The sequence below is a fragment of the Pantoea sp. UBA5035 genome (assembly GCF_002415245.1).
Taxonomy (GTDB): Bacteria; Pseudomonadota; Gammaproteobacteria; order Enterobacterales; family Enterobacteriaceae; genus Pantoea; species Pantoea septica.
The window spans coordinates 165,713-179,204 of the sequence record NZ_DICD01000008.1; the positions used below are offsets into that span (position 1 = coordinate 165,713).

The 13,492-nt window shown below is 62.3% G+C and carries 10 protein-coding genes; 1 reads left to right on the forward strand and 9 read right to left on the reverse strand.

The window, feature by feature from the left end; translation table 11 throughout:
* Positions 1–113: 113 nt before the first annotated feature.
* The 5 genes from ldtD to cmoM form a co-directional block, all read right to left on the reverse strand.
* Positions 114–1,922 carry a L,D-transpeptidase gene (gene ldtD / locus B3229_RS05665; protein WP_286870035.1) on the reverse strand — a complete coding sequence of 603 codons (1,809 nt, stop codon included), beginning with the start codon at positions 1,920–1,922 and terminating at the stop codon, positions 114–116.
* Positions 1,923–2,075: 153 nt separating this feature from the next.
* Entirely contained in the window at positions 2,076–6,551 is a 4,476-nt protein-coding gene (mukB, locus tag B3229_RS05670) for a chromosome partition protein MukB (RefSeq protein WP_286870036.1), read from the reverse strand.
* Positions 6,548–7,264, reverse strand: a complete 717-nt coding sequence (mukE, locus tag B3229_RS05675) for a chromosome partition protein MukE (protein WP_048784654.1) — start codon at positions 7,262–7,264, stop codon at positions 6,548–6,550. Before mukE ends, mukB begins: the two co-directional genes overlap by 4 nt.
* Complete coding sequence (gene mukF / locus B3229_RS05680; RefSeq protein ID WP_033751254.1) at positions 7,245–8,567, reverse strand: chromosome partition protein MukF; 1,323 nt, start codon at positions 8,565–8,567, stop codon at positions 7,245–7,247. The genes mukE and mukF overlap by 20 nt, the downstream gene beginning before the upstream one ends.
* Positions 8,564–9,349 carry a tRNA uridine 5-oxyacetic acid(34) methyltransferase CmoM gene (gene cmoM / locus B3229_RS05685; RefSeq protein WP_033751258.1) on the reverse strand — a complete coding sequence of 262 codons (786 nt, stop codon included), beginning with the start codon at positions 9,347–9,349 and terminating at the stop codon, positions 8,564–8,566. Before cmoM ends, mukF begins: the two co-directional genes overlap by 4 nt.
* 125 nt (positions 9,350–9,474) lie before the next feature.
* Between cmoM and elyC the strand changes: the two genes are divergently transcribed.
* Entirely contained in the window at positions 9,475–10,260 is a 786-nt protein-coding gene (gene elyC, locus B3229_RS05690; protein ID WP_286870039.1) for an envelope biogenesis factor ElyC, read from the forward strand.
* Here the strand turns inward: elyC and B3229_RS05695 are convergent.
* From B3229_RS05695 to B3229_RS05710, 4 genes are all read right to left on the reverse strand, one after another.
* Entirely contained in the window at positions 10,240–11,133 is an 894-nt protein-coding gene (locus B3229_RS05695; protein ID WP_286870041.1) for a fructosamine kinase family protein, read from the reverse strand. The two genes, elyC and B3229_RS05695, sit on opposite strands and share 21 nt — an antisense overlap.
* A 101-nt stretch (positions 11,134–11,234) precedes the next feature.
* On the reverse strand, positions 11,235–11,984 hold the full coding sequence (kdsB, locus tag B3229_RS05700; protein WP_048784659.1) for a 3-deoxy-manno-octulosonate cytidylyltransferase: 750 nt from the start codon (positions 11,982–11,984) through the stop codon (positions 11,235–11,237).
* Positions 11,981–12,163 (reverse strand): Trm112 family protein, encoded by a 183-nt coding sequence (locus B3229_RS05705; protein WP_286870042.1) that lies wholly within the window; start codon positions 12,161–12,163, stop codon positions 11,981–11,983. Before B3229_RS05705 ends, kdsB begins: the two co-directional genes overlap by 4 nt.
* A gap of 106 nt (positions 12,164–12,269) precedes the next feature.
* Positions 12,270–13,487 (reverse strand): winged helix-turn-helix domain-containing protein, encoded by a 1,218-nt coding sequence (locus B3229_RS05710; protein ID WP_286870045.1) that lies wholly within the window; start codon positions 13,485–13,487, stop codon positions 12,270–12,272.
* Positions 13,488–13,492 lie beyond the last annotated feature (5 nt).

Sequence of the window (13,492 nt, forward strand, 5' to 3'; positions counted from 1 at the left end):
GGATTACGTCAACCCGCCGTAAAGAGGTTTGTGCGGCGATCCCGGACGGGATCGCCATTCTGGAATCCTTATCGCCGCGGCAGCGAAAAGGAACAGGGTTGGAAAATCAAGGATTAGAGCAGCAGCTGTCCAGCGCGCGCCAGCGCCTGACTGCCGGAACGGGCAGGATTATCATAATTGTAAATATCTGTGCGGAACTGCGGCTTGCCGTCATCGGCGACCCAGGCCGTCAGATAGTACAAATTCACCGGAATGCGGTGTCGAATCGGCACGTAGCGCGTATCGCCCTGTTTTAACTGATCGGAAATACGCGAATCATTCCAGCCGGCATCCTGCAACAGCAGTCCCGCCAGCTCTGACGCTTTGTTGACGCGCACGCAGCCTGAGCTAAGCGCGCGAATATCGCGCTGGAACAGAGCGTGATTGGGCGTGTCGTGCAGGTAGATAGCGTCCGAGCTCGGCATGTTGAACTTATAGCGGCCCAGCGAGTTGGTGTTACCCGGCGCCTGACGCAGCCGATAGGGGAACGACGAAGCGGAGACCATGCTCCAGTCAATCATGCTGGGATCGATCACCTCCGCGTCCGCGCTCCAGCCGGAGAGCAGCGTATAGCCGTGCTTGTAGAGATAATTCGGATCCTGCTTCACCTTGGGAATGATGTCCTGACGCACCAGCGTCGTCGGCACGTTCCACGGCGGGTTAAGCACCACGTTATTCAGCGCGCTGCGCATCAGCGGCGTTTTCCGATCGGGACGGCCGACAATCACGCGCGACGACAGGATCTTGTTGCCGTTGTTGTAGTAGGTCAGCGAAAAGTTAGGAATGTTGACCATGATGCCGTTGTGCATATCGTCAGGCAGCAGGCGCAAACGCTGAATATTCAGCGCCAGCAGCGCGGCGCGCATCTGCGGCGTTACGTTGAGCCATTCGCGGGTGCGCGGACCGATGGCGCCGTCACCGCCTAATCCCTGCCACTGCTGAAAGCGTTTAACGCCCTCCACCAGCGCGGCGTCATAGACGTTGTCGCTAACCGCGTCAGCGGCGCCGTTCTGCACGTTACCCGCCTGCTGCGGCGTCTGCGCGGCGAGATCGCCGACGCTGGCCGCTGAAGGGCTCACCGCCACGGGTTGACCGCTCTGGCTCGCCGGAACCGGCGCGGTAGGCACCGCATCGTCCGCAGGGCCCGGCGCGACAGGCTGCGCGGAGAGCATGCCGGTGCGCTGTAAGATTTCACGCAGCGCCGGAACATCATCGCTCACCTGACCCGGACGCAGCGTTTCGCGATTTTTCAGCTGCGGCCAGGGACGCGAGTCGGTGAGCATCTGCTTCAGCGCGGCGTGCATCGGCGCATATTGCGGGTGCTGCGGCACCAGCGAGGCGACGAACGCGGCGGAGCCGCCCGCCAGCACTGCGTTTTGCCACTGGTTCACTACCGATACCGGCGGCTGCGCCAGCTTGTAGGGCACGTTGCTGTAGAGCCAGCTTTCGCCCTGCGTCGGCACGCTGGAGACGAACTGCAGATAGCCCAGCATTGCGTCGCTGAGCACCACGTCGCGCGCGAAACCGTTGATGCCGGGATCGGTCAGACGATCGACCCAGCGCGTAAACTGCGGCTGCACGCCCGACATGGCGACTTCCGCCAGCTGCTGCTGAAACTGCTGCACCGCCGCGCGATCCTGCCACATCGGCTGCATATTGTGCGCCGCATAGAGGGTCGCCAGCGAGGCTAAATAAAACGGCGGCTCTTTACCGGCGAACGCCTGACGCAGGCGCTGTTGGCTATCGCTTACTGAAATAGTCGCGTGCGTAGTACCGGGTAACGCTGCAATAACGGCCGCATGCGTCAGATGCAGCGGCGTCAAGGCCAGCGCGAGCGCCAGCAGTGAAAACAGATAATTGTTAGTTTTATTGGTCAGCAACATCCCTGCCCCCTCATTTGTTTACCACGCAGCGTTTCCTGGATCCGCTGCAACTGGGCTGCTACTCATGACCTGAGTATACAAATAAAAAACGGCATTTGCCTCACAGGACAAATGCCGTTTACAGATTACCCAATGCGGTAATTATTAACCAGATTAAACCTGCGAGTTTTCCGCTTCCACCCCGGCTGACTCCTCGCTGTCGCGGCGCGTCGTCGGCGCATCGGCAGAGAAGCCGCGCAGACCAACTACGTGCACATGTTCAGTGTTATTGAACACTTTACGGACCAGCTTATACGTAGTGCCTTTTTCCGGGCTGATGTTTTCCGGCGCCGCGATCACCAGCTGCATCTCCAGACGCTCGCAAAGTTCAAACAGCGTGGCGATAGAGCGCGCATCCAGACGCGCCGCTTCGTCGAGGAACAGCAGGCGACAGGGAGAGATGTCCTTGCCGCGCAGGCGGCGCGACTCCTCTTCCCAGCTCTGCACCACCATCACCAGGATCGACATCCCGGTGCCGATCGCCTCGCCGGTCGACAGCGCCCCGCTCTCGGCGCGCAGCCAGCCGTCGGAGCCGCGGTTGACCTCAACTTCCATCTCCAGGTAGTTGCGGTAGTCCAGCAGCTCTTCGCCGATGGTCTGCGGCGTGCGCTGCCCCATATCGATGTGCGGATTGAGGCGCTGATAGAGCTTCGCCAGCGCTTCGGAGAAGGTCAGACGGCTGCTGTTAAAGAGATCCTGATGCTGCTCATGCTCTTCCGACAGCGTATCAAGCAGCGTGGCGTGGGCTTCGCGCACGTTTACGTTAAGCCGCACGCTACGCACCTGGCCGAAGCTCACCATCTGCAGTCCCTGGTTGAGCTGACGGATACGGTTCTGCTCGCGCTGAATGGTTTTGCGAATAATATTCGACACGCTGCGCGAACTGATCGCCAGCGTCTGCTCGCGCGCCGTCAGCTCTTCGGTCAGACGGTTCAGTTCGATCTCCATCTGCTCGATCGCCTCGACCGGATCGTCGGTGCGGATGATATCCTGACGGATACGCTCGCGCAGATGCTGATAGACGGCGATAAAGAACTGGATCTTGCGTTCTGGACGCTTTGGATCTTCCGACAGGCGCAGCACGTCGCGCAGATGCTCGTTATCCGCTACCGCCAGACGCAGCGCGCCCAGCGCCTTATCCGACATCGAACGCAGCTCGTCGCCGCTCAGGTAGGCCAGCTCGCGACGGTGCAGACGCCGTTCGACGCCGTTCTCTTTTACCAGCCGCAGCACGCTGCACCAGCCCGCTTTAGCGCTCACTACCTGCTCGCGAATGCGGTGGTAGTCGCGCTCCAGCACGCGCAGCCGTTTCTGCAGGTTCTCCATTTCCGCTTCACAGAAGGTAAGCTGCTTTTCCAGCTGATTGCGACGGGCGCGGTTGTGACTCAGCGCGGCGTAGAGCTCGTCGCGGCGAATGCGCGCGCGCTCTTCCGCGCTGGCGTCGGCGTGCACGCCGATATCCTGCATCTCCTGCAGCAGCTCTTTCAGCATGTCGCGCTTGGTGTCGTGCGAGCTTTTCAGGGAGGCCAGCACCTGGCTGTACTGCGCCATCTGCGCCCGCTGCTCACGCAGGCGTTCGCGCGCGCGGCTGCGCTCGCCTTCCGCCTGCTCCAGCTGGCGACGCAGCTTATCGCTGAGATCGTTGTTGCCGTTCAGCATGCCGGCGGAGTCGCCGTAGCTGAAGTGGGCGCGGCGCTGCACCACTTCCGTCAGAGCGAACGCCTGCTGACGCGCGACGCGCTGCTGCTGCTGCGCCTGCTGATAGTCCGCCTGCAGCTGTTCATGCTGCTCAGGATCGCTCTGCAACACGCCGATCAGCGACTCGAGCTTCGTCAGCTTCGCGCCGTGCTGATGCAGGAAACGCGCCGCCTCCTGCGCCTCTTCGACCTGCTCGCGAATTTCGTCGCAGCGATCGGCCAGCGTGTCGTCCAGCAGCAGATTGACGCGCGGCAGCAGGCGGTTTAGCTGCGCCACGCCCTCTTTCGCCAGCTCGTACTGCTGGCGCTGCTGCTGATTGTCGCTTTCGTGCTGCGCCAGCGCGCGCTCCAGCTCGGTGCGACGGGCGTTGAACTGGCGGATCTGCGCTTCGGGATCCTCCTCGAAGGCGACCGCCAGATGCGTGCCGATAAAGCGGCTGAACGACTGATGCAAACGCTGCGTTTTTTGCACGTCGAACGAGAGCGTAGCGTAGCGTTCCGCCAGGCGATCGCGCTCGATGTGCAGCTGTTCCAGCTGATTTTCACGCGCGGCGCGGCCGAACAGCGGCACTTTTGGAAAGCGGGAATAGCGCCACTGACGCTCCGCCACCTTCACCACCACCGCGTTCTGCAGCTCTTCCACGGCGAAGACGCTGTCGTCGAACGACTGCGGATCGCCCTCAATCAGATAGAGATCTTCCGGGCACTCTTCCAGACCATCGAGCTGCTCGCGCACCAGCGACAGATCCGGCACCACGATAGCGTGGCGCGACGGGCCGTAGAGCGCCGAGAAGTAAGGCGCGTCCTCCAGCGTGACGTCGTCGTAAATTTCAGAAAGCAGCACGCCGCCGAAGCGTTCCGCCAGCTGCGTCAGGCGCGCATCTTCCGCGCCGCCTGGCTGGCTGAGGCGTTCAATTTTACGTTCGACGCTGCGTTTGCGCGCGGCGATCTCGTCGCGCTCCACCGTGGTTTCGCGCTCGCGCTCCAGCAGCTGCTGCATATATTCGGTGATCTGCTGGCTGTTCTCCAGCGCCTCGCCGGTCTGCTCGCTGAGCTGCGTCAGGATCTCCTGCGCCGCCAGCCAGTGCGGCGCGCGTGCGGTGAGCGCGGCGATGCGCTCGCGCAGCGACTCCAGCTCCTGGCGCATCACCATGCGGCGTTCGCCGGCGTCGGAGACGCTGGCGTTGAGCTGTTCGATCTGCGCTTCCAGCTCGCTATGCAGCCCTTCCAGCGCGTCGGCGTCATAGTGCGCGCCCTGCCGTTTGCAGAACTCCGCCAGCAGGCGCTCCGCCTCATGCTGCTCGCGCAGACGCTGCTCCATCTCATTCAGGCGCAGGCGCAGCGAGGAGAGCTGCTCGGCGTAGTGACGCTGATTGGCGGCGTCGCGCAGCAGCTCGCGGCCGGTTTGCCAGGCTTCCTGGCGCGGCACGTCGCCGGCGATGCTGGTTACCAGCGCCAGCGCCTGCTCAAACTGGCTGTGCGCCGCTTCCGCTACGCTCAGCTTCTGTTCCAGACGCAGCAGGGTATCCGTCGCTTCTTCTTCAGTCGCCTGGAAACGCGCCTGCCACTCCTCGGCGTTGTCGATGGTGAGATCGGGCAGCTGGCACAGCGTCTTCGCGCGCTCCAGCGCCTGCAGCGCCTGCTGATACTGAATCGCTCGCGTCTGCTGAACGTCGAGTGCCTGCTGGAAATCGGCCAGCTGGTTTTTCAGCTCGTCGACCTCCAGCTCCGCCGCTTCGGCGCGCGCCTCGTTCTCTTCCTGCGCTTCGCGCGCTTCCGCCACCACTTCGTTCTGCTCTTCCAGACGGTGCGTCAGCTCGTCGAGGTCAGCCTCGTAGCGCTCGATTTTTTCCTGCTGGCGCATCGCGGTTTGCACCAGATTGAGGTGATCGCTGGCGGCCTGATAGTCCGCTTCCAGATCGTTCTCCGCGCCGCCGTGCTCGGCGAGCTCGCGCGCCATCTCGATATGGCGATACTGCTCCGTGGCCAGCTGTTTGCGGCTGGAGAGGAGATCGCGGCGCAGCTGCAGCGCGCCGTCGAGATGAATGCGTCGCTCGTTGGCGTGACGCATATAGTCCGCCGAGACGTAGCTGGTGGCTTCGGAGATCAGATGCTTAAACAGGTCGCGATCGGACTGCGTGACGCGGATCGCCTCCAGCGTCATGCGGTTTTCGCGCAGCGCCGCTTCCATATCCTGAAAGGCTTTGCGCACGCCGCCGTTTTCCGGCAGCAGATAGTCGCGCAGCGAGCGGGTAATGGCGCTGGAGATGCCGCCGTAGAGCGACGCTTCGATCAAACGGTAGAATTTGCTGCGATCGCCGGCGGAGCGCAGGCGGCGCGGCACGATGCCGTGCTCAAACATCATCGCGTGGTAGTCGGTGACCGAGCTGAACTGGCGGAATTGCACGCCTTCCTGCGCTTCAACGCGATCTTTGACCTCGCTCAGCGGCAGCACACGCGCCTGGCGGCTATTCATAATCTCGGTCAGCATGTCGGTCGGCTGGCTATCCATCGGCAGCCCGTGAATGCTGAACGGTTTGATATCGACCTTTTTATCGCGGCCGGCTACCTGCTGCAGGCGCACGCCGGCGATAACGCGCTGGTGACGCGAGTTGATAACGTCGAGCACCGCGTAGCAGACGCCGGCACGCAGCTTGCCGTGCAGGCCTTTATCGCGCGAGCCGCTGGTGGCGCCCGCCTCGGTGGTGTTACGGAAGTGCAGCAGCGTCAGATCCGGGATCAGCGCCGTCACGAAGGCGGCCATGGTGGTGGATTTGCCTGCGCCGTTGCCGCCCGACAAGGTGGTGACCAGTTCGTCGAGATCAAAGGTGCGGGCAAAAAAGCCGTTCCAGTTGATCAGGGTAAGCGAACGAAATTTTCCGCGTTCAATCATGCCTGTTCTTCCTCCGCGCTATCACTCGCGTCGCTGTCAATATCATCCTGCTCGCTGGTCGCGCTCACGCTGTCGAGCGCCATAGCTTCGCCGTCGCGGATCAGGCGCAGCTGCGCCTCGCGCGGATCGTCGCCGCTGCGCACGTCGGCGCCGAAGCGGAACACCGATTCGGTAATGCGGAATTTGCTGCTGTCGTTGCCCATAAACCACACCATGCCGAGTCGACGCAGTCGGCTCAGCGAGGCGCGCATTTTCTCCTGCAGCCTGGCGCGATCGAGATCGGAGCCGGTGGAGCGCTGGTTCACCAGCTTGAGCAGCTTGTTCTCGTCGGCCAGCGCCAGCAGCTCGTCATACAGCTCCTGCTGGGTGAAGATGCCTTCGTTCGCCAGACGCTCCGGGCTGAGATAGAGATAGCAGAGCAGCTTGCCGACCATCATATCCAGCTCAGAGAGCACCGAGCGCGGGATCAGCGTGGTGGAGCGCGGACGCAGATAGAAAAAGCCCTCTGGCGCGCGAATTAACTCGACGTTGTAGCGGGCGTAAAACTCTTCCAGAAAGGTCTGGTAGTCCATCAGAAAAGCGTGCTGGTCCAGCTCTTCGATGCCGATATGGCGACCGGCGCGCAGCTGGCTGTCGAGCGCGGGGAAAATCGGGTTCGCCAGTGCCTGCGCCAGCTTAAGCGGCATCACTTGTTCAATATTTGTCGATGACATGTGCCTGCACCTTGGCTCCGTAATCATTAATGGCCTGCCACTGCGCGGGCAGACCGGCTAAATCGGCTTCCGCCACGCCGAGGCGCACCGCCTGATCGACGACGATACGCGCCAGATCAAAGTGGCGCGCGCGCGGATACTGGGCAAGATAGTCGCGCATCACCGTAGCGAGGTTGAGCGGTTTCTGTTCGGATTTGTAGCTCAGCAGCGCTTCTTCGATCATCGCCGCCAGCTGTTCGCGGATCTCGTTGAACTCTTCATATTCCAGCTCGGCGGGCAGTTCGCCCATCACCTCGTCGTTGCGCAGCGTCAGATCCTCGTCGCGCATATCGAACAGGCGATCGGCGCTGGCGTAGGTCAGCACCCACGGCTGGTCGAAGTAGTTCTGCACCGACTGGCGCAAGCGCTGCGCAAAGACGCGGTTCTTGTCCATGTCGATGGCGGTTCGAATGAATTTGTGGACGTGGCGGTCATAGCCGATCCACAGGTCGATCGCCTGCTGGCCCCAGCTGATAATGCGGTCCAGCTTGTTTTGCAGATCGAACACCAGCTTATCGACAAAGCCGAGATCGGGGCTGCTGAGCGTGGCGTCCTGGATGCGCAGCAGGTTGGCCTGCAGCTTGTCGCCCGCCGCCTCCAGCGTATCCTGCAGCTCGCGCAGCGTGCCGGAAGTTTCCGACAGCAGCATTTCGCAGCTTGAGATCGCCGCGCGCCAGTCTTTGTTCAGCAGATCGGCGATATCGTTCTTGACCGCCTGCTGCTGTTCATCCATCAGGCGCTGCGTCATGTCGATGCTGTCGAAGATCTCCGCCACGGAATATTTCAGCGGCGCGAAGACGTTGCGATGCCAGTGGAACTCGTCGCCATCCTCTTCCGCCGCATCGGCGGCGCGCTTCAGCTCGCCCGCCACGATCGACAGCTGCATCGACAGGCGCAGCGTCGAGAATTCGCGCTGGCGGATGTAGTAGTCGGTGATGCCGATCGCCAGCGGCGTCAGACGATAAATGGCGTGTCCTTCCGTCATCTCGCTGGTAAAGCGGTTGATCAGGCGCTGGCGCACCATATCGTTGATGGCGTTGTTGGCGCGCACCACTACGGTTTCATGGGTTTGCTCAAAAGCTTTACTGACGTGCTGAAAAGCATCGATCAGTTCGCCCTCACTCATTTCACCATCCATTCGCTCGCCGTTCAGGGTGGCGATGGCCAGCAGAAAAGCCAGACGATCGACCGGCAGCGCAAGAGAAAAGTCATTCTTGCGCGCCCAGCTGACCAGCTCGGGTACCGTCTGGGAAAATTCACTCATAGTTCGTCCTTCTGCCCTGGTTTACGCGCGGTAACGTGGATGTAGCGTCCCAGGCTTAAAAAGGGTTCCTGGCGACAGTAGCGTCGCTCCATCTCAAGAATGCTCGCGTCGCCTCCGCCGTCCGCCGGCGGGGCTTTCATATAGTCGCTGAAGACGCGCACGCCCGTGCGCTGCTCGATCTCAAAGCCGCACGCGGCGAGCCAGCGGTAGACATCTTCCGGGTCGCGCGGGTAGTCCGGCGACAGGGAGCGCTTCTTCTGCTTCGCCATATTGACGCGCAGATAGCCGAAGTTCCCCAGCGTCAGGTTGCGAAACACCAGGCTGTGGCGGTTAAAAAACATCAGCGACATCACGCCGCCGGGCCGCAGCGCGTCAAACAGCGCCTGCAGCGCTTTTTCAGGCTCTGCGACCCACTCAAGCACAGCGTGAAACAATACCAGATCCACCGGCGTATCCAAATGCTCGCCCACCTGCTGCACGGCGATTTGTCTGAATTGCATGTTGTGGCTCACCTGCTGCGCCTCAGCATGCTGCTGCGCCCGGCGCAGCATCTCCGCCGAGAGATCGCACAGCAGGATCTGGTGGCCGCGCTGCGCCAGCCCGCTGGAGATTTGCCCCAGCCCGCCGCCGGCATCCAGCACGCGCAGCGGCGCCGCGCCGAGCGTCGGCAGAATCGCCTCAAGCTCGTCCCAGAGGATTGCCTGACGCACGATCCCCTTGGTGGTGCCGTAAATGTTTTGCGAAAATTTTTCCGCGAGATCGTCGAAGTTACGATCCTGCATGGCGTGGGCTCCGGTATGCTGCGCTCAGACTTGTGCTATTTTGTCACAGGCTCATGAAGAATGAACCTTTCATCCCCTTCTTCCTTTCCAGCTGCTGTTTTTTCGGACAACAAGGAGTTTTTTTGATGTTTTTTGGACTGAAAAAACTGGTGGGCGGTCTGTTGATGCCTTTACCGCTGCTGCTGCTGTTGATGGCAGCGGGTATTTTACTGCTTTGGTTTAGCCGCTGGCACAAAAGCGGCAAAATTTTAGTCTCGCTGAGCTGGGCGCTGCTGCTGCTGCTGAGCCTGCAGCCGGTCGCCGATCGCCTGCTGCTGCCCCTGGAGTCGCGCTACCCTACCTGGAACGGCAGCGAGAAAGTCGACTTTATTGTGGTGCTGGGGGGCGGCTACACCTTTAACCCCGACTGGGCGCCGAGTTCGAACCTGATCGGCAACAGTCTGCCGCGCGTCGCCGAAGGCGTGCGCCAGTGGCGACGCAACCCGCAGGCGACAATGATCTTCACCGGCGCCGCCGCCGGAAAGAACCCCGTCAGCAACGCGCAGGTCGCCGCCTCGGTCGCGATAAGTCTGGGCGTGCCGCCGGATCATATTCAGGTGCTGGATCGGCCGAAAGATACCGAACAGGAGGCGCGTGCGGTGCGCGGCGTCGTCGGCCAGCGCTCCTTCCTGCTGGTCACCTCCGCCAATCATATGGCGCGCGCCCTGAATTTCTTTCACGCCGCCGGCTTAACGCCGCTTGCCGCGCCCGCCAATCAGCTGGCGATCGCTTCGCCGCTCAACTGGTGGGAGCGCGCGATCCCTTCGCCGCTCTGGCTCAGCCACAGCGACCGGGTCGTCTATGAGACGCTGGGACAGGCGTGGCAGTGGCTAAAAGGCGGCGACGCGCCCTCAGCCGAGCCAGGGCAGTAGCTGCGCATGGGCGTAATCGAAGCGCGCCCGGTCAAATTCGCCATACTGCACCAGTCCGTCGATGCAATCCCACAGCTGATAGAGCCAGCGCCGCCAGAGAAAGCCTTCGGAGACCGGCGCGCACTGTAGATAGCGCGCCATCAGCGCCTGCTCTGCCGGACTTTCGCCCAGCTGCATCAGCTCATATTCACGCGGCCCCCATAAAATGGCGCCGGGCTGGGTCATCGCCAGCAGCTGATCGCTGCGCGCGTTTTTGACGATGCTGGTCAGGCGCAGGTTGCCATGCAGCATAACGCAGGGATCGTCAAAGTCGCGAAAGAGATGCGCCAGCTGCTCGCGGCTGCGAAACAGCACCTGGCGGTCGGCATGGGTGAACGCGGGCGGCTGCAGGTAGCTGAGCGTGGACCAGAGCACTTCCACGCGCTGCTGGAACCAGGCGGGCCAGCTGTTTTGCTGGGTGCTGTCGACGGTGCCGACCAGGCCATGCCCGCTGATGCGATGCCAGGCGAGCAGCCCTTCCACCACCTCTTCACACAGCTGCTGCCAGCGAGCGGCATCGCGGGTCGGCGCCTCGGCGGAGACGCCGTTCAGGCGCGCCATCAGCAGCATTTCATGCGCCGGCGGCTGCTGGCTCAGCACCAGACCATAGACCGCCGGCACGGCGATCAGCCCCTCATGGCCGAGCAGCGCCAGCTTTTTCGCCTCCAGCGCGGCGCGTCCCTGATGGCGAAAATATTTCGCCACCACCGGCATCGGTTTGTCCTGGCGATCGTAGAGCGCATAGAGCCGCGTCGGCGGCTGTTCGCTGATGGTTTCGAGCCGGCCGACCGTCTCGCCCAGCACCAGCGAGAGTTCAGATTTGAGACTTTCCATGCATCCTCCTCAAGGAAAACATCACACCATCCTGGAGGCCTCAGCGGGCGAATAAGCAGAAATAGATCAATAAAAGCGTCGGGGATGGCTCCCCGACGCCGTCAGCCCTGCAGCGCGGCGCGCACGCGCGCCAGATCTTCCGGCGTATCTACGCCTGTGCCCGGCACGGTTTCCGCGACGGCGACATGGATTTTTTCGCCGTACCAGAGCACGCGAAGCTGCTCCAGCAGTTCGATACGCTCCAGCGGGCAAGGCGCCCAGGAGACGTAGCGACGAATAAAGCCGGCGCGATAGGCGTAGATGCCGATATGGCGCAGCAGCGTATCGCCGATCTCCTCGCGGGACGCGGCGTAACGCTCGCGATCCCAGGGAATAGTGGCGCGAGAGAAATAGAGCGCGTAGCCCTGCGCGTCCATTACCACCTTCACCGCGTTAGGGTTAAACGCCTCTTCCGCGTCATGAATCGGCACCGCCAGCGTCGCCATGCCCGCCTGCGCGCCAGCCAGATTCGCCGCCACCTGCCGAACGATTTCCGGCGGGATCAGCGGTTCGTCGCCCTGCACGTTGACGATAATCTCATCGTCGGCGAACCTGCAGGTTTCGATCACCTCAGCCAGCCGCTCCGTGCCAGACTGATGGTCGGCGCGCGTCATGCAGACTTCGCCGCCCGCCGCTTCAACCGCCGTTTTCACATCCGGATGATCGGTGGCGACAATCACGCGGCTGGCGCCAGAGGCGCGCGCGCGCTCCATCACGTGAACGATCATCGGCTTTCCGGCGATATCGACCAGCGGTTTGCCGGGCAGGCGCGTCGAGGCGTAGCGCGCGGGAATAATCGCCGTGAAACTCATGGATGGAACTCTTCCACGGCGAGCGTGCGCGCTTCGTTTTCCAGCAGCACCGGAATGCCGTCGCGTACCGGGAAGGCGAGCGCGTCAGGTTTGCAGATCAGCTCCTGCTGGGCGTTGTTGTAGTAAAGCTTGCCGTTGCACACCGGGCAGGCAACAATCTCGAGTAAGCGGTGATCCATATGTCCTCCATTGCGGACCGATTGCATAAGGCGCTAAGGATACCATAGCGCAGTGTTTCAGCGTGCGCGGAAAGCGGCCGCGAAACTGCGGCGCAGACCGCAAAGCTCAGGAATCGAGCGTCCAGACGCCAGGCCAGTGCGGCCGCAGCGCGGCGGGCATCTGTTCGAACAGCACGCTCTCCGCATCCTGCCAGGCCGCAAAGCGTTCAATCGCCTGGCGAACATCCCTGACGAAGGCGGCGGTGACGCGCGCGTCCGGCTCCAGCCAAAAATTCCTGATCACCAGCTGCCGCGCCTGGCGCTGCATGCGGGCGTCCAGCCTGGCCTTGATGGCGCCGCGATGCAGCACCGGCAGGACGAAATAGCCATATTTGCGCTTCGCCTCCGGCGTATAGCATTCGATGCGGTAATCGAACTGAAACAGCTCCAGCGCGCGCCGCCGATCCCAGACGAGCGGATCGAAGGGCGACAGAATGGCGCTGTGCGTGGCGTTAAGCGGCGCGTCGAGCAGCGGCAGCAGATCGCGATGCAGCCACATCTCACCGAGTTCGGCCACCTCGACCGGCATAATCTCGCCCGCCTGCTGCGCTTTTTCCAGGTAAGGCTTCAGCGCCACGCGTTTAAGACGGTAGTAATCCGGCAGCCAGGCGGCGCGAAAAATCCCGAGGCTGCGCGCGCTGTTGCGCAGCATTTCCCACTGCGCGTCCGCTTCGCTGAGAGCGTGCAGCGCATCCTGCCACTCCGGCAGCACCCGCGAACGCAGATCGTAGACCCGCTGAAAATTGCGCCGCTCGCTGACCATCAGCTCGCCCGCGCTGAAAAGATTTTCCAGATGCCGCTTGTGCGGCTTCCAGGCCCACCAGCCGGGTTTATGATCGGCGCCGCTGGCGAAGTCGGCGGCGCGAACCGGCCCCTTATCGGCAATATGCCGCAGCAGGTCGGCGATCTCCTGCTGATGATCCTGCATCCACTGGGCGTTATATTTCCAGCCAAGGCGCTCGGGTTCGAGCATGCGGTGGCGCAGCAGCCGGTAATCTTCGCGAGGAATAAAGCAGGCTTCGTGCGCCCAGTATTCAAACAGCTCGCCCTGCGCCAGCGCCTCTTCCAGCCAGCGCGGCGGGTAGCTGCCGAGGCGGCTGAACAGCACCAGATAAGGGCTGCGGGCGACGACGTGAATGGTATCGATTTGCAGCAGCGACATGCGCCGTACCGCCGCGAGCAGATCCGCATAGCGCGCGCGTTTCGACGGCGCGCGCAGCAGACCCTGCGCCGCCAGATGAAGATTTCGAGCCAGTTGAAGCGAAAGCGAAAGCGTTGTGTTCATTCCCT

Coding starts and splice junctions, on each gene's coding strand:
- ldtD (WP_286870035.1), bottom strand. CDS start 1,922: ATGTTGCTGACCAATAAAACTAACAATTATCTGTTTTCACTGCTGGCG.
- mukB (WP_286870036.1), bottom strand. CDS start 6,551: ATGATTGAACGCGGAAAATTTCGTTCGCTTACCCTGATCAACTGGAAC.
- mukE (WP_048784654.1), bottom strand. CDS start 7,264: ATGTCATCGACAAATATTGAACAAGTGATGCCGCTTAAGCTGGCGCAG.
- mukF (WP_033751254.1), bottom strand. CDS start 8,567: ATGAGTGAATTTTCCCAGACGGTACCCGAGCTGGTCAGCTGGGCGCGC.
- cmoM (WP_033751258.1), bottom strand. CDS start 9,349: ATGCAGGATCGTAACTTCGACGATCTCGCGGAAAAATTTTCGCAAAAC.
- elyC (WP_286870039.1), top strand. CDS start 9,475: ATGTTTTTTGGACTGAAAAAACTGGTGGGCGGTCTGTTGATGCCTTTA.
- B3229_RS05695 (WP_286870041.1), bottom strand. CDS start 11,133: ATGGAAAGTCTCAAATCTGAACTCTCGCTGGTGCTGGGCGAGACGGTC.
- kdsB (WP_048784659.1), bottom strand. CDS start 11,984: ATGAGTTTCACGGCGATTATTCCCGCGCGCTACGCCTCGACGCGCCTG.
- B3229_RS05705 (WP_286870042.1), bottom strand. CDS start 12,163: ATGGATCACCGCTTACTCGAGATTGTTGCCTGCCCGGTGTGCAACGGC.
- B3229_RS05710 (WP_286870045.1), bottom strand. CDS start 13,487: ATGAACACAACGCTTTCGCTTTCGCTTCAACTGGCTCGAAATCTTCAT.